Source organism: Erwinia sp. V90_4, from assembly GCF_029967685.1.
GTDB lineage: Bacteria > Pseudomonadota > Gammaproteobacteria > Enterobacterales > Enterobacteriaceae > Erwinia > Erwinia aphidicola.
The window spans coordinates 1-15,800 of sequence record NZ_JASCAQ010000062.1 but is presented as its reverse complement, the minus strand read 5'-3'; the positions used below and the strand labels follow the sequence as shown (position 1 = coordinate 15,800).

The window sequence follows — 15,800 nt, the reverse complement described above, 5'->3', positions numbered from 1 at the left end:
GCGATCTAAAATCCGTTTGGGTTTTTATCAGATTTTTTTAGTTAATTTAATGTATAGTGCATGTAATTATTTGTCAGAAAATAATTACGTTGATTAACACTAAGGGATACTAATGCTTAACAAACTCACCGGTATTGTCATCGCGGTCATTGCAATCGCTATGCTGTACATGGGCGCCCAACTCCTGATGCTGGGAGGGTCGCCATTCTATGTGATTATCGGGGTTGGCCTGTTGGCTACCGCTATCACACTGTTTATGAACAAAAAAATTTCGCTTTCCATCTATGCCGTGCTGATGTGGCTGGTAGTCGCGTGGTCAATTTATGAAGTCGGCTTCGACAAATGGCAGTGGATCCCACGGGGGAATATCATTGGTGTGATCGGCCTGTGGCTGGTGATGCCGTGGGTGGTACGCCCGCTGTATAAAGCTGAAAAACGCCGCTTCCATCCGTTCCTCGGTACCACCATGGTGCTGATTATCGCGCTGGTAGTAGGGATGATGTTCTATGACCCGTATCCGAAAGCGGGCACCATCACCACCCAGCGTCAGGGCAGCAGTAACGAGGTGGCAGGCAGTGACTGGTCAGCCTACGGCGGCACCAGCAATGGCCTGCGCTTCTCCGACCTCAAGCAGATTACCCGCGATAACGTCAGCAATCTGCAGGTGGCCTGGACCTATCATACCGGCGATCTGCGCGCCAGCGATGATGCTTCCGAATACACCTTTGAAGCGACCCCGCTGAAGGTTAACAACAGCGTCTATTTCTGTACGCCGCACAATGAAATTCACGCGCTGAACCCGGAAACCGGGGCGCTGAAATGGAAATATCAGCCGAAGAAAGAGGCTTCTTATCTGCAACAGCACCAGACCTGTCGCGGCGTGAGCTATTACGACGGCGGCCAGCAGGCCCAGGCAGACACTGGCGCGGCCAGCCCAGCTATCTGCCGCAAGCGTATCTTTAACGCCAGCAACGATGCCAAACTGATCGCGCTGGATGCCGATACCGGTAAACTGTGTGCCGACTTCGGCAACAACGGCGTGGTCGATCTGCATGCCAACATGGGTACCGTGCGCCCGCACGCGCTGATGCAGACTGCGGCACCGCTGGTAGCCGGCAATCTGGTGATTGTCGGGGGATCGGTGATGGATAACGGCTTCAACAGCGGTAATCCGTCTGGCGTGATCCGCGCTTACGATGCCACTTCCGGTCGCCTGGTGTGGAACTTTGATCCGGCTAACCCGGAAAACACTCAGCCGATTGCGGCTGACGCCACCTATCCGCAGGATACGCCGGTAGCCTGGGCCACGCTGAGCGCTGACCTGAAAAATGGCCTGGTGTACGTTCCATTTGGTAATGCCTCCCCGGATGAAGTGGGGATTGAGCGTAATGCCGACAGCAACACCGAGAAGTTCCGCGACACGCTGGTGGCGCTGGATCTGAAAACCGGTGCCTTTAAATGGCGCTTCCAGTCGTCGAAGCATGATCTTTGGGACCGCGATAATCCATCACAGCCGTCGCTGCTGGATATTGATTACCAGGGCAAGAAACAGCCGGTGGTGATCCTGCCGACCAAAACCGGCAACCTGTTTGTGCTTAATCGTCTGACCGGTGAGGCGGTGTATCCGATCAATCAGAAAGACGTTTCTACTAAAGGTATTGCTGGCGAGAAGTATTCGCCAACGCAGCCGGTCTCCGCGCTGAACTTTATTCCGCAGCCGCTGAGCGAAAAATCAATGTGGGGCATCACGCCGTTCGACCAGATGGCCTGCCGCATCGACTTTAAATCCCTGCGCTACGACGGCAACCCGTGGACGCCAGCGACCGAAGGCGGTTCGATTGTCTTCCCGGGCAATATCGGGGTGTTTAACTGGGGCTCGGTGGCGGTTGACCCTGAGCGCCAGATCCTGATCGCTTCGCCGGTACGCCTGGCCTATAAGTACAACCTGATCAAACGTAACGCGGAAAATGCTAAACAGCGCCTTTTCACCAAGGACGGCACGCCGTACTGGAATGAGAACTTTGACGGCGATTATGCCATTCATATTCAGCAGCTCTCCTCCAGCCTGGGGATCCCGTGCATCGCGCCACCTTGGGGCCGTATGGTGGGCGTTGACCTGTCTACCGGTAAAACCGAGTGGATGCGCCGCGTAGGTACCACTAAAAATCTTAAAACCTCGTTCCTGCCGGGCCGTTTCCCAATCGGTTTCCCGATGGGGATGGTGGCACACGGTGGGCCGTTAACCACGGCCGGTGATGTGGTGTTCCATGGCGCAACGGCGGATAACTTCTTCCGCGCTTACGACGTCAACAGCGGCGAACTGCTGTGGCAGACCGAGCTGCCAGCGGGCGGTCAGGCAACGCCTTCTACCTATATGGGCAGCGACAACAAGCAGTACGTGGTGATTGCGGCCGGTGGTCACGGTTCGCTGGGCACCAAAGAGGGTGATGCCGTGGTGGCGTACCGTCTGAAATAAGCGGGATGTGGCTGGCTGACCGAAAAAGAGGGTCAGCCACTACCAAAAACCCGTAGGGGTCGACCCTCTTTTCCGGTCGACCCGTGCCGCGGATTCGCAGCATTCGTATTGAAGACCCTCTTTTCCGGTCGACCCGTGCCGCGGATTTGCGCCATTCGTATTGAAGACCCGCTTTTCCGGTCGACCCTGATTTTGCGCTAATCGACGATACAAATCCGGCAGGTATTCGCGCTGCCAATCAGCCCCACGCTGTCCCCCTGCGACAGCACCACCAGATCCCCCGAACTGAGATAACCCGCTTCCCGCAGCACCGCGATGGCATCCTGCGCCGACTGCACGCCCTCCGCATGGCCGTTAAACAGCACCGGCGTCACCCCGCGGTACAGCGTGGTGAGGTTAAGCGTGGACTGATGGCGGGAGAGGGCGAAAATCGGCAGGCGTGAGGTAATGCGCGACATCATGCGCGCGGTGCGCCCGGATTCGGTCATGGCGATCACCGCTTTTACCCCGGTCAGATGGTTGGCGGCATACATTGCCGACATCGCCGTCATCTCTTCAATGTTATCGAACTGCACCTCAAGGCGATGCTTCGACACCGTGACGCTCGGCACACGTTCCGCCCCCAGGCAGACGCCGTGCATGGCGGCGACCGCTTCGGCCGGGAAGCTGCCGGCGGCGGTTTCGGCAGAGAGCATCACCGCATCGGTGCCGTCAAGTACCGCATTTGCCACGTCCATCACTTCGGCGCGGGTCGGCAGCGGATTGGTGATCATCGACTCCATCATCTGCGTGGCGGTGATCACCACGCGGTTGAGCTGGCGCGAGCGGGCAATCAGGCGCTTTTGCACCGCCACCAGCGCAGCATCGCCAATCTCTACGCCGAGATCGCCACGCGCCACCATGATCACATCGGAGGCGAGGATCATGTCGTCCATGCTCTCCGGCGTGGCTACCACTTCTGCGCGCTCAACCTTTGCCACAATCAGCGCGCGGCAGCCCGCTTCCTGCGCCAGCCTGCGCGCGTAGCGCAGGTCTTCACCGTTGCGCGGGAAGGAGACAGCAAGATAGTCGACGTTCATCGCAGCGGCGGTCACAATATCCGCCTTATCTTTTTCGGTTAGCGCCTCCGCAGACAGTCCGCCGCCGAGCTTGTTGACGCCTTTATTATTTGACAGCACGCCGCCCACAGTGACAACGGTGTGGATGGCGGCCCCGGCAATGCTCACTACGCGCAGCTGGATGCGGCCATCGTCGAGCAGCAGAATATCGCCCGGCAGCACATCCTCCGGCAGCGCTTTGTAATCAATGCCTACGCGCTGATTGTCACCCAGCCCCTTTTCCAGCCAGGCATCCAGAATAAACGGCTCGCCGGCCGTCAGCAGCGCCTTGCCCTCTTTGAAAGTCGATACGCGGATTTTCGGCCCCTGCAAATCGCCGAGGATCGCCACCTGGCGACCAAGACGCTGCGCCACGTCGCGCACGCGCTGCGCCCGGGCAATATGGTCGGCGGCGGCGCCGTGGGAGAAGTTGAGCCGGACCACATTCGCCCCGGCCTTGATGATTTTTTCTAAGTTGTTATCGCGGTCGGTTGCCGGCCCCAGGGTGGCAACAATTTTGGTGCGTCTTAATACGTCAGACATGATCACGTCCTTATTAACATTCACGTTGAAAAAGAAGCAGAGTGAGACAATTGTTTTATTTAATGCTGCTTAGTGTACGGACGCAGATCAATATAGTGGAGAACGGTGGCATTTCTTTTACGCGAAGTGCATTACGCAGAGAGTTTGATGCAGGGGCGGACCCTCTTTTCGGCCCGCCCGCGTGATGATTACAGCTGGGCGATGCGCAGTAAATCCTCTTTGGCGCCGGGGGCTACCGCCAGCACCGGGCCGCCGCACAGCAGGTTTTCACCGTCGGTGTTAAACGGATGTACCCAGCCGCCTGCCTCGCTCACCAGGCAGTAGCCCGCCAGGCAGTCCCAGGCATGCATATAAGGTTCGTAATAGCCCACCAGGCGCCCGGCGGCGACATAGGCCAGCATCATCGCGCCGGAACCGTTGCGGAAGAAGTTGCCACCGACGGCGGTAATGGCAGCGACAATCTCGCCGACGCGCTGCGGCGTAACGTAGCTGTTAGCGCCAAAGCCGGTAACGTGATTCTGCATGGTGCGCGCCGGGTCGACCTTCAGCGGCCTGCCGTTCAGGGCCGCGCCCTGGCCGCGTGCCGAGACAAAGCACTCCTGCTGGCACGGGGCCATAATCACGCCGATTACCGGCTCACCCTGATAGATCACCGCCACCGATACGCACCAGTTCGGCATGCCGTTAACAAAAGGGCTGGTGCCGTCAATCGGGTCAACCACCCAGCTGTAGCCGGAGCTGCCGGGCAGCAGGCCATACTCCTCGCCGAGAAACCCGTCCTGCGGGAACTGCTCTGCGGTCTGCTCGCGGATCAGCAGCTCCACCTCGCGGTCGGCTATTGACACCACGTCCTGCGCGTCCCGCTTGGTTTCTATCACCAGGCTGTCGCGGCGGTTAAAATAGTCCAGCGCTTTTACCCCGGCCTGGCGCGCGACCTGCTCGGCCAGCGCCAGGCGCTGCAAAATCTCGTCACTCATGGTCATTCCTTATCAAAGCGGGATTACTGCGCAATCAGCGCCAGCCCCTGAGGTTTAAAATCTACGGATACCGCTGTGGCGGGCGCCAGCTGGCGCTCCATCTGCACATCGATAACAAACAGCGCGCCAAGCTCGGTCTGCACTTCATATTCGATGTGATCGCCCAGCCAGGTGCTGTGGGTCACTTCCCCGTTCAGCGCACCGGGCTGGTCGGCGTGCAGCGTAATAAACTTTGGCCGCACCGACAGCTGTGCTGCCCCTGGTCGCGCCTGCATGCCGGGCACGCGGTAAGTGCGACTGCCGAGAACGATCAGCGCTTCGCCGCCTTCCACCCGCTCTACGGCGCAGGGCAGGATATTTGCCTCGCCCATAAAATCGGCGATAAACACCGAGGCAGGGGAGTGGTACAGCGCCTGCGGTGCGCCCTGCTGGGCAATATGCCCCTCTTTCATGACAATTATCTTATCGGAGACCGCCAGCGCTTCCTCCTGATCGTGCGTGACGTACACGGCGGTAAAGCCGAGGCGCTGCTGCAGATCGAGGATCTCAGTGCGCACGCGGCGGCGCAGGCGTTCATCCAGGTTAGATAACGGCTCGTCAAGCAGCAGCACCTGCGGTTCCAGTACCAGCGCGCGCGCCACGGCAATACGCTGCTGCTGCCCGCCCGAGAGTTCGGCAGGCAGGCGCTGGCCCATGGTCTCCAGCCCGACCAGCTTTAGCCCCTCACGCGCCCGGTCCTGCGCCTCCTTACGACTCAAGCCGCTGGCGCTGAGGCCGTACATCACGTTATCCAGCGCGTTCATATGCGGGAACAGCGCATAGGACTGAAATACCATCGCCACATCGCGCTCGTTGGCGGGCAGATGGGTGACATCCTTGCCGCCGATCAGGATGCGCCCGGACGTCGGGTGCTCCAGCCCGGCCAGCAGGCGCAGGGTAGTGGTTTTGCCGCAGCCGCTGGGGCCGAGCAGCGTCACCAGCGTGCCCGGCTCGACGGTGAGCGACAGGTCGGGCAGGGCGGTAAAGCCGGCAAACTGTTTACTGACGTTTTCAAACACCACGGAACCGGTTTTGATGGCGGTCATACGGCACTCTCCTGAGATAAAGTGGCTGGAACCACGGCGACAGGCGCCGTGGCCACGCGATTAGTGCGGCGCAGGCGGCGTTCACCGACCAGCAGCTGGAAGGTGAGGATCACCGCCAGCATCACCACGATAAGCACCGAGGAGTAAGCGATAGCCACGCCGTATTCCCCATTTTCCACCAGCCCGACAATATAGGAGGTGGCCATGTTGTACTGGGCGCTGACGAGGAAGATCACCGCGCTGATCGAGGTGATAGCGCGCACGAAGGCATACACCAGCGCGGCGCTGATCGCCGGCTTCAGCAGCGGCAGGATCACCTTGCGCAGGGTGCGGAAGCTGCTGGCACCGAGCGTCAGTGAAGCTTCATCCAGGCTGCGGTCCAGCTGGCTCATGGCGGCAATTCCGCCGCGCACGCCAACCGGCATATTGCGGAACACAAAGCAGGCGACGAGGATCAGTGCCGTGCCGGTGATCTCCAGCGGCGGCAGATTGTAGGCCATGATGTAGCTGACCCCGATCACCGTGCCGGGAATGGCAAAGCTCAGCATCAGCATAAACTCGAAGGTCTGGCGCCCGGCAAACTTCTGCCGCACGATCAGCCACGCGGTCAGCAGGCCAACTATTGCCGTGAGCGGGGCGGCGATCAGCGAGATTTCCATCGTGGTCCAGAACGAGTTCCACGCCACGCCGGTCCAGACAATCTGCCCTTCATTCCAGTGGAAGCCGAAGGCACGGGCGTAGTGCGCCAGCGTCAGGCTGCTGTCCAGACCCCACGACTGCACAAAGCCGCCAATTAAAATCATGCCGTAGATAGCCAGCGTGAACAGGCCCCACGGGATCACCAGCGCATAAACCCCGTAGCGCAGCGCGCGCGGCAGCCCGCAGTGCTGGCCGGAATCGCCTTTGCCGGTGACGGTGGCGAAGTTTTTCCCCGCCAGCCACAGGCGCTGCAGGATAAAGGCGCTGAGGGTGAAGCACAGCAGGATAATCGCCAGCACCGCCGCGCGGCTCGGGTCATTCTGCGCGCCGACCACCGAGAAGAAGATCTCCGTCGACAGCACGCCGTGACTGCCGCCCAGCACCATTGGGTTGCCGAAGTCCGCCATGCTCTCGATAAAGCTGATGAGAAATGCGTTTGCCAGCCCCGGTGCCATCAGCGGTAGCGACACCGAGCGGAAGGTGCGCCAGCGGTTGGCGCGCAGGGTCTGCGACGCTTCCTCCAGCGACGGGCTGACGCCCTCGACCACGCCGATCAGCACCAGGAAGGCGATAGGCGTAAACGAGAGCACCTGCGCAATCCAGATCCCGGTCAGGCCATACAGCCAGCGGCCGGGTTCAATGCCGAACAGCGAGGAGAGCAGCTCGGTAACCACTCCGGCGCGGCCAAACAGCAGCATCAGCGCCAGGCCAATCACAAACGGCGGCGTGATGATCGGCAGCACGGTCAGCAGGCGCAGCCCCTTTTTGAACGGCAGCGGCGTGCGCGTCGCGGCCAGCGCAAACGCCAGCCCCAGCAGCGTGGATCCGCTGGCGGTCATTAGCGCCAGCCACAGCGTGCGCCATGCGGTGCCGCAGCTGCCGCCGCTCAAGCAGCCCAGACTCCAGATCGCCGGATCCTGAATATTAGCGATCATGCCGTCGGGTTTAAACGAGCCGTCTGTATCCTGTACCGAGGCGACAAACATGCTCAGCACCGGGTAGAGCACGAAGGTAGTGACCAGCGCCACCAGCAGCACAATGGCCGCAACGACAAAGGCATCGCCCTTCAGCACGCCGCGCTCGGCCAGCGCAAAGGAGAACAGCAGCAGGAAAGTGGTCAGCAGCAGGATCGCCCCGGCGCCAAACGCCGGCTGGCCGTCGCTCAGCGCGCCGAATAGCTGCTCGCTCCACTGCCAGTTCCAGCCGCTGTAGCCGATGGCGTGACCCTCAAACAGCAGGAACAGCACGCCGGCCGCGCTGGCCCCCAGCAGCACGCCCGAGCGCAGCGTACCGATGTGCAGCAGGCGGCCCAGCGCGCACAGCACCAGCATCAACACAGCCACGGCCAGCCACGGGCGGCCGAATAGCGCGATTTGCCACAGCGCCGGCGCGCTTTCGCCCTCCTGCCACAGCGTGGTCAGCCAGCCGAAGTCGAAGAATCCGGCTTCGAGGCTGTACCAGGGCAGCAGCAGAATTGCCAGGGCGCCCAGCAGTAAAGCCCCGTCGAGGCGGCGGTTTTGAGCATTCATCTTCACCTCGACAGTTATTGGGCGCTGGCGCCGATCTCTTTATCCCAGCGGCTGAGCAGCGCTTTGCGTTTTGCCGAGTCGCCGTAGGTTTTGAAGTCGTAATCGATCAGCTTGATGTTCTCAAAGCGCGGCGCATATTCGGAGATGGCGGCGTTTTTATTCGATGGCAGCTGGAAGGATTTGGCATCTTTCATATGCGACTGCGCTTCCGCGCTCAGCGCCCAGTCGTACCACACTTTGGCACTGGCGAGGTTGCGGGCGCCTTTCACAATCGACATCGAGCCAATCTCATAGCCGGTGCCTTCGCACGGTGCCACGGCCTTGATCGGGAAGCCATCGACCTGCATCGCCACCGCGTCATGCATAAACACGATGCCGATGGTGGTTTCGCCACGCGCCGCGGCTTTCACCGGGGCCGAGCCGGATTTGGTGTACTGGGAGATATTGGCGTTAAGCTTTTTCAGGTAGTCGAAGGCTTTCTCTTCGCCCATGATCTGCACCAGGGTGGCGAGGGTGTTATAGGCGGTGCCGGACGAGTTCGGGTTTGCCATCTGGATTTCGCCCTTGTACGACGGGTCGAGCAGATCGGCCCAGCAGGCCGGGGCTTTTAATTTCTTATCCGCGACCAGTTTCGTGTTGTAGCCCCAGCCAAGCGCTCCGGCATACACGCCGATGGTGCGATATCCGGCGCTTTCGGCCTGCTTGCGTGCCCAGTCCTGCTGCTGGTCAAGCAGCGGAGATTTGTACACCTGGGTTAAGCCCTCATCCGCCGCCTGCATGTGCGGGTCGCCGGTGCCTGCCCACCAGATATCGGTACGCGGGTTGCGGGCTTCAGTGCGAATGCGGGCATAGGCTTCGCCAGCGGAGAGGCGCACCATGCTGACCTTGATATCCGGGTGCTGTTTTTCAAACAGGTTGGTCATTTGCTCACAAACCACGACATCCGCGGAGCAGATCATATTCAGCTTTCCGGCGGCACAGGCGGGCAGGGCAGAGAGCGTGGTAGCGGCAGCAATAGCGGCCATCAGAGTGACGCGATGCATGGTGTTCTCCTTGGTTGTGTAGGGTAGCGATACGTTGTCGCCAGGTTTTTATTCACGCGGTTTTTGCACGTGTGTGCAAAGGAATAATGATTAATAATTGCGCTGTCAATCGCGCTGATACGCAACTCCATGGCTGTGTCACAAAAATGAAACAATTGTCTAACAAATTTATTTGCACAGCCTTGCAAAGTGCGACAGACTCTCTGGCGTACAGTTATCAGGCGGAAAAGATATGGCGGTTGAGAAGTCGGTAGTCAGTGCGCAGGACGTGGCGGAGCTGGCCGGGGTATCCCGTTCGGCGGTGTCGCGCACCTTTACGCCGGGGGCCAGCGTGTCGGCGGCAACGCGCAAGCGGGTGATGGCGGCGGCGGAAACGCTGGGTTATCACGTCAATCATCTGGCGCGCGGGCTGGTGCGCAACCGCAGCGGCATTGTCTGCCTGATTGTCTCCGAACTGGCCACGCCATACCGCGCCAGCCTGGTGCGGCTGGTGACGCAGCACCTGCAGGAAGCGGGCAAAATCGCCATGCTGATCAACACCGATCGTTCGGATGACAGCGTCTCCCAGGCGCTGCAGCAGGCGATTAATTACCGCGCCGATGCTTCTTTTGTCCTCTCCGGAATGCCGGAAAGCGCCATTGCCCGCCTGTGCCACAAGCACGGCCAGCGGCTGGTGCTGATCAACCGCAACGACGCGCTGCCCGGATCGCTCAGTATCAATCTGGATAATGAAGAGGCCGCCAGCCGGGTGGTGATGGCGTTTGCCCGGGCGGGCTGTAACAAGCTGGCCTTTGCCAACTCGCTGGCGGGCACCCCCAGCCTGATGGCGCGCGAGCGCGGATATTTACAGGCGGCGCAAGCGGCCGGGCTGAGCGTCAGCGTTGAGCGCTTCGGCACCACCTCCTATGAGAGTGGGCAGATCCTCGCACATCGCCTGTTGACCCGGCGCGAGCGCCCGGATGCGGTGTTCTGCGTCACCGATCTGCTGGCCTGCGGCTTTATGGATGAGGCGCGCCACCGCTTTTCCCTGCGCATCCCCGAGGATCTCTGCGTGGCGGGCTACGACGATATTCCGCAGGCTGCCTGGTCCTCCTATCATCTCACCACCTTCGCACAGCCGGTCGAGCAGTTCGCCCGTGACGCGGTGCAGTGGCTGATTGCCGAAGAGCAGAAGGAAGGGGAGTTACCTCCCCCCCCGGGGCTGGAGATGCCCGGCGAAACGCGGCTCTATCATGCTGATTTTATCTGGAGAGGGACGGTGCGCGGGGGTTAGGGTGATGGCGACGCTTATTTTTAAGCGCTTTGCGCTCATGCTCGCAAAGTCATGCAAGCAAATGTCTGTTACCTCGAAACGCCCGAACATTTTGGCTTTGCGTTATAAACAACTCCTGCTGAAAACAAAAAACCCGCTCAGGTATCCTGAGCGGGCTTTTCAAATTTGGCTCCTCTGACTGGACTCGAACCAGTGACATACGGATTAACAGTCCGCCGTTCTACCGACTGAACTACAGAGGAATCGTGTGAACGGGGCGCATAGTAATCATGGCAGGGAGGTGTGTCAACGTTAAATATCCTCAGATAGCATGCTGCCTGCCATGTTGGTCAGAAGATTATTATCCGCCGTACCACTGGTGCTCAGCGAGCAATCGCTGTGCCTGGCTATAGGTGGATTTTTCGACGTCTATTCCAAACTATTTACTGTTTCGCATTATTGCGGTCGCTGTCCTGCGGGTAGCTTCTGTTATCCAGCTTGAAGTTTACTGCGTATTCATCAGTATGAAAGCGGTCTTTTTTGCAAAAATGAATCACGCTTAATACATTAAATTTTCATCAAAAAATGGAAGGCGCGCCGCAGTTATTTTCAGCATTTTCAGCGATCTTGCAGAAATTCAGGAGTATATTTGTACAGTAGTTAACAGAGCAGGGCAGGCAGAGAGACAGAACAACAAAGAGTCACTAAGCGCGGACTGAAGGTGTTCAAGCACCGACAGCCCGCTGACCACAGCAACTATACAAGGTAGTTATCATGGCTAAGCGAGATTGTAAGTCAGAACCACGCACAACTGAAGTTCCGCAACCGACCCACCGCTGTGAGTTTCACAGCAGCGCTATGCATCACGGGCTGTTTTTACGCGGTGAGTGGCTGGAACAGGCGGGATTTATACAGGGGATGCCGATTAAGATCCGGGTGATGCCCGACTGCATTGTGATTACCACCCAGGACACCCGCGAGCTGTGGGGCTGCATCGAGGGCTTAAGCGTTGTGCCGATTAACCGCAGGAAGGTGGCGCAGTGGCTGAAGGAATTCCCGGGAGCGTTACACAATACCTGTGACGTGCCGAAGTTTACGCGCAACAGCGGGTATCATGCACGGGAGCTGAAATAGGGAAGATCCCGCCTGATGAGGGCGGGATTCATCAAAAACTCAGCGATAATAAAAATACCAAAAAATAAAACCGGCAGGTGGCCCCATCCAGGTTAGTTTTAGACAGACAAGAAAATCATTTAATGAGAACGGAAAATTATTATTCATATCCCAAGATAACCAAGCACCTAATAATCGTCCAGATATTGTCAAAATAAACAAAGCCATGCTTAAAGAAAAGCATAAATACAAAAGGTTAAGTAATGATTTAGTACTATCTTTCATCATTTTCCTCCGCTATCTTTCAGCTTATCTTGAACCATACCAGATACGGCAGAATCACCGATATTACCTACTATTGATGGTAATGGATGTTGTTGTGCTGGTTTAGTTATTGTCCAGACGCCTGTTGGAATCCACTCGTACTGCTTTGATATTGGATTTAGTTTTTTATCAAATGGCACTTTGATAACGTTACCTACTGCATAACCCGCTGAAGCCCCTGCCTTACTCAGTAACGCCCCTGTAAACGGATTATCATCGCTAATTTCAGCCTGATAATAGCCACCTGCAGCATTCCATGCCATCGTTGGATTGTATCCTTTACCTGCGGTAATCGCCCCAATCACACCAGAGCCTATCAGGTCTGAAAGGCTTACTTTTCCAGTTGTACCATATTGAATACCAGCTCCTATACCAGCACCAACCCCCACCGCAATAAGCTGTTCTTTGGTGTTATTCACGGCATTAGTAATAATTGCCTTCCCCCCCATTATCGCTACCGGCCAGGAAGTTGGGGTCATTACCACATCCATAACCCGATCACCGGTGGTGATATTATCCTTCAGGAATTTAAGATCCGAGCCGTTAAGATATTTCACTAACGCAGCGGCGTCCGGATCTTTCAACTTATCACTCAGCCTTATCTGATGTTTATTTTCATCCAGCGCTACGTTGGTATCCGCCTGGACTAGTTCTTCCCAGGTCACGCAGGTAACACCGCCACCGGTACAGGCTTCTGACAGCTCTTTGCTGTTTTTATTACTGATTTCGAGATATTTCTCAATCACCGGCTTGCAATCACTCCCCGAGGATTTACAGGCAGAGAGTTCCTTATCCAGCTGGCGTGACTCTTTCTCACTCAGATAGTTATTCTCAACAATAATCCCAGCCGGTAAGGGCTGGGATTCGGTGATTACTCATGACCGGATGGCGGTGATTTGCGAGCTTTACGCTCGTCTATTTTGGCGAAAATCCAAGAACCAATTCCACCTGCAGTGCCAGCAATCAAACTCATCGATCCTATTTTAAAAATATCCTGCTCTTCTAGGGAAATATACTTTAAATAAATAAAGTTAATAATTAACCTCAATACTATTCCCAGAATAAAGAACATAGCTGAGCCATATAAGATACTTAATAGCAGAAGTGCCACTGTTGGTTTTTTCTTCACTTACTCGGCTCCCTTTTATTGATAGCATCTTTAACGGCACTGCTTGTAGCTTCAGATACGTAAGAACTACCAATATCAGACCAAAAACCAGCAGAGGATCCGAAAACAGGATCAAGTAAATCTGGTGCGTACTTACCAATTCCACCACCTATTACACCACCGACAGCAGCGCCACCAACAGCCCCGGCATTCGCTCCATCCGTAAACATCGCGCCACCTGACGCTATCCCGACGTTCTGCCACACGCCACGCCCCGGTGCCAGACCGCCCATCACTGCTGCCGCTCCTGTTCCCAGATAGTCATACGCTTTATTTTCATTTCCCGGCTGGCTCAGATCAAACCACTGATAAGTCCCGTTAGCTATCCCCGCTATTAATGCTCCCATGGTCACCTTCGCTGCTGTCGCTGCCGGGCCGAGATACAGCGCGCCCGCTGCCAGTACCCCATCGGTATAAGCATCAATAATCGCTTTCGGGATGTTTGCACCTTCAGGCATATCTCCTTTCGCCAGCTTATTTAATCCGGCCTGAGTCTGCTCAGGTGTCAGATTATTATTCACCGCATACTGACCCCACGATTGCACCGCAGCACCGTAGCTGCTCATCCCCGTACCAGGGCTCAGATGATTATTCTCTACAACAACTCTTTCCGACGCAGCTTGCTGCGATGCACCTGGTTTTTCCCTGCGCCTTCCGTAAGTTACAACCGTTTTTCCCTGCTGTACTTCAGGCCCGGCAACTTTTGCCCCGGTACACCTTTTCATCCAGACATGCTACCGCCCGGCGAAGAACACACTGGATAGATAGCCTGCAGTTATTCAACATAACTCTTGGGGATTATGCGCAGTTTTGAACAACAAGCTACACATAATCTAAATTTTGTCTAGTGCCCTCCGTAAGCCTGCGATGGTGCAGGCTGACAGTCAGGAGACTCAGACGGTTAAGAGATTAACTGTCGGGTTTCCTTTTTTATTTTTTAATAAAATCAGAAAATAAAAATTTAAAGTGCCCTGCTATGAGTTTAAAAAATCCCGCCGATTGAGGGCGGGATTTGTCGTTTATGGCTGATAGTCTTCAAATTCCCAAGCAAAAACGCGGGAAAGCTTCTGTGCTATCTCCATCCAGTCACTGCCTTCGCACTGGTCGATATAATCGGTGATGGTTTTGGTGATCTCATCTAAATCATATTTACGTACCAAAAGCGTGTGACGCATCAATTCCGGCAACCACTGATGCTTACAGAGCCATTCGGGGGTGCAGACATGAAGATCGAAGTTATCGGCACCAAGGCTATTTTCAGCTCCTATGCGCAGCAGTAACCGAATCGAGAAAGAGCTTTCATCTTCCGGGTGAAATTTATTCAGCTCATAATCATCATTTGAAATATTTTTTAAAATAGCGTTCATGTTTATGTCCTAATTTATATCCAGATGACCGTTACCAATTTTCGTTTTATCCCCTGTTACAGGATTTATTTTATATGTTTCAAAATTAGCTTGGGTACCGGTTGTCGCATGTGAACTATTATCTTTTGACGCTGGGAATCGGTACACACGAGTTTTGTCTGCACTCATCAATCCACTAGCATCACTTGTAAGCCTGGCACCATCGCCTACCCAGATTTTACCTAATCGGTCGGCTTCTGCTTTAGTACTGGAACCCACACCATAATTCAGTTTGCCATTGTCACCCTGAACTACTGCGGCCAGTCTTGGATCCTGCTTCGCAATATTATTCAGATTTTGCTGAACCAGATCATCTTTCAGCTTCGGATAAGTCGCAGCATTTTCCGCGCCACTGGTCGCCTTACCTGCATTTGCTGCTGATTCAGACTTACCAACAACGTTTGCCGATGATCCTCCAGAAGGAAGAACCTTCGCTGAAACTAAAGCGCCTGATAATACTCCCGCGAAACTCTCCAGTGCCTTCTGATCGCCATTGGCCGCTTTGATGGTTGTGGATTTAATCCCCTCCCACGCATCGCCATTCATGATGGCAGTCAGTGTGGCTGCCGCTCCTGCATCTTTTTTCGCTAAATCACTTTGGGCCTGACCGCAGTAACTGCCTCCGGTTGCACAGGTCGCCAGTGCTGCTGTCAAATCGAATGCGGTATCACCACCGAGCATCACGAAGTCACTGGTTTCACTGCTGGCATTAATCAAGCCATTGACGAGCTGGGACGCAATATTCTCCCCAAGCTTATTCCTGACCTGAGTTTTCCACCATTCTGCGCTTTGTTTAACTGACTCCCGCGCTTTGTCCCCGGCCAGCGAGTTATTCTCAACAGCATTCTTACCCGCCTGGGCGGCCGTCACAGCACCGCCAGTATCGCCCGTTGCCAGGCCGCCTGCAAGTCCTGCGGCCAGCTGGCTCAGCGCGCTGACCTGCTGTTTCTCGCTTTCGCTCAGCTGCTCTGCGGTTTTACCCGGGAACAGCTGCCCGGCGATGTAGCGCGCCGCCAGTTCGCCGCCGCCGGCACCCAGCCCGCCGGCCACGGCCGACTGGTTGTTCAGCTGCGCCGTTACCGCGCCCA

The 15,800-nt window shown here is 56.4% G+C and carries 12 protein-coding genes, 1 tRNA gene and 1 pseudogene; 3 read left to right on the top strand and 11 right to left on the bottom strand.

From position 1 onward, the window contains the following. Nucleotides 1-112 precede the first annotated feature (112 nt). Nucleotides 113-2,476, top strand: coding sequence for a membrane-bound PQQ-dependent dehydrogenase, glucose/quinate/shikimate family (locus QLG07_RS18565; RefSeq protein ID WP_282469863.1), 2,364 nt, complete (start codon nt 113-115; stop codon nt 2,474-2,476). 197 nt (nt 2,477-2,673) lie between these two features. Here the strand turns inward: QLG07_RS18565 and pyk are convergent, their stop codons facing one another. The 5 genes from pyk to QLG07_RS18540 all read right to left on the bottom strand — a co-directional run bounded on the left by pyk (nt 2,674) and on the right by QLG07_RS18540 (nt 9,449). Next, complete coding sequence (pyk, locus tag QLG07_RS18560; RefSeq protein ID WP_282469862.1) at nt 2,674-4,116, bottom strand: pyruvate kinase; 1,443 nt, start codon at nt 4,114-4,116, stop codon at nt 2,674-2,676. A 188-nt stretch (nt 4,117-4,304) separates the two neighbouring features. Beyond that, complete coding sequence (locus QLG07_RS18555; protein ID WP_282469861.1) at nt 4,305-5,093, bottom strand: inositol monophosphatase family protein; 789 nt, start codon at nt 5,091-5,093, stop codon at nt 4,305-4,307. Nucleotides 5,094-5,116: 23 nt separating this feature from the next. Beyond that, nucleotides 5,117-6,178, bottom strand: coding sequence for an ABC transporter ATP-binding protein (locus QLG07_RS18550; RefSeq protein WP_282469860.1), 1,062 nt, complete (start codon nt 6,176-6,178; stop codon nt 5,117-5,119). Next, entirely contained in the window at nt 6,175-8,406 is a 2,232-nt protein-coding gene (locus QLG07_RS18545; RefSeq protein ID WP_282469859.1) for an iron ABC transporter permease, read from the bottom strand. The genes QLG07_RS18550 and QLG07_RS18545 overlap by 4 nt, the downstream gene beginning before the upstream one ends. A 14-nt stretch (nt 8,407-8,420) precedes the next feature. Continuing rightward, the gene (locus QLG07_RS18540) at nt 8,421-9,449 is read right to left on the bottom strand and encodes an ABC transporter substrate-binding protein (RefSeq protein ID WP_048918276.1); all 1,029 of its coding nucleotides are present in this window, start codon (nt 9,447-9,449) and stop codon (nt 8,421-8,423) included. Between the two features lie 232 nt (nt 9,450-9,681). On the opposite strand from QLG07_RS18540, the gene QLG07_RS18535 reads away from it, so the two are divergent. Next, complete coding sequence (locus QLG07_RS18535) at nt 9,682-10,722, top strand: LacI family DNA-binding transcriptional regulator (protein ID WP_191149649.1); 1,041 nt, start codon at nt 9,682-9,684, stop codon at nt 10,720-10,722. A gap of 166 nt (nt 10,723-10,888) precedes the next feature. On the opposite strand, the gene QLG07_RS18530 is transcribed toward QLG07_RS18535, so the two are convergent. Further along, a tRNA-Asn gene (locus tag QLG07_RS18530) sits at nt 10,889-10,964 on the bottom strand. 607 nt (nt 10,965-11,571) lie between these two features. Between QLG07_RS18530 and QLG07_RS18525 the strand changes: the two are divergent. Then, nucleotides 11,572-11,835: pseudogene (locus QLG07_RS18525) on the top strand (SymE family type I addiction module toxin); the annotation flags it as partial. A 263-nt stretch (nt 11,836-12,098) separates the two neighbouring features. Here QLG07_RS18525 and QLG07_RS18520 read toward each other — a convergent pair. From QLG07_RS18520 to QLG07_RS18500, 5 genes are all read right to left on the bottom strand, one after another. Next, on the bottom strand, nt 12,099-12,884 hold the full coding sequence (locus QLG07_RS18520; RefSeq protein ID WP_282469858.1) for a hypothetical protein: 786 nt from the start codon (nt 12,882-12,884) through the stop codon (nt 12,099-12,101). A 125-nt stretch (nt 12,885-13,009) separates the two neighbouring features. Continuing rightward, nucleotides 13,010-13,267, bottom strand: coding sequence for a hypothetical protein (locus QLG07_RS18515; protein ID WP_282469857.1), 258 nt, complete (start codon nt 13,265-13,267; stop codon nt 13,010-13,012). Further along, nucleotides 13,264-13,872 (bottom strand): adhesin, encoded by a 609-nt coding sequence (locus QLG07_RS18510; protein WP_282469856.1) that lies wholly within the window; start codon nt 13,870-13,872, stop codon nt 13,264-13,266. Before QLG07_RS18510 ends, QLG07_RS18515 begins: the two co-directional genes overlap by 4 nt. Before the next feature lie 453 nt (nt 13,873-14,325). Further along, nucleotides 14,326-14,673 (bottom strand): immunity 8 family protein, encoded by a 348-nt coding sequence (locus QLG07_RS18505; protein ID WP_282469855.1) that lies wholly within the window; start codon nt 14,671-14,673, stop codon nt 14,326-14,328. A gap of 9 nt (nt 14,674-14,682) precedes the next feature. Next, nucleotides 14,683-15,800 (bottom strand): VENN motif pre-toxin domain-containing protein (locus QLG07_RS18500; protein WP_282469854.1); only part of this gene is annotated, 1,118 nt, incomplete at its 5' end.

Excerpts from the sequence above, each read along its gene's own strand:
- QLG07_RS18510 (WP_282469856.1), bottom strand. The coding sequence starts at position 13,872 with ATGAGCAGCTACGGTGCTGCGGTGCAATCGTGGGGTCAGTATGCGGTG.
- QLG07_RS18565 (WP_282469863.1), top strand. The coding sequence starts at position 113 with ATGCTTAACAAACTCACCGGTATTGTCATCGCGGTCATTGCAATCGCT.
- QLG07_RS18545 (WP_282469859.1), bottom strand. The coding sequence starts at position 8,406 with ATGAATGCTCAAAACCGCCGCCTCGACGGGGCTTTACTGCTGGGCGCC.
- QLG07_RS18550 (WP_282469860.1), bottom strand. The coding sequence starts at position 6,178 with ATGACCGCCATCAAAACCGGTTCCGTGGTGTTTGAAAACGTCAGTAAA.
- QLG07_RS18540 (WP_048918276.1), bottom strand. The coding sequence starts at position 9,449 with ATGCATCGCGTCACTCTGATGGCCGCTATTGCTGCCGCTACCACGCTC.
- QLG07_RS18555 (WP_282469861.1), bottom strand. The coding sequence starts at position 5,093 with ATGAGTGACGAGATTTTGCAGCGCCTGGCGCTGGCCGAGCAGGTCGCG.
- pyk (WP_282469862.1), bottom strand. The coding sequence starts at position 4,116 with ATGTCTGACGTATTAAGACGCACCAAAATTGTTGCCACCCTGGGGCCG.
- QLG07_RS18505 (WP_282469855.1), bottom strand. The coding sequence starts at position 14,673 with ATGAACGCTATTTTAAAAAATATTTCAAATGATGATTATGAGCTGAAT.
- QLG07_RS18535 (WP_191149649.1), top strand. The coding sequence starts at position 9,682 with ATGGCGGTTGAGAAGTCGGTAGTCAGTGCGCAGGACGTGGCGGAGCTG.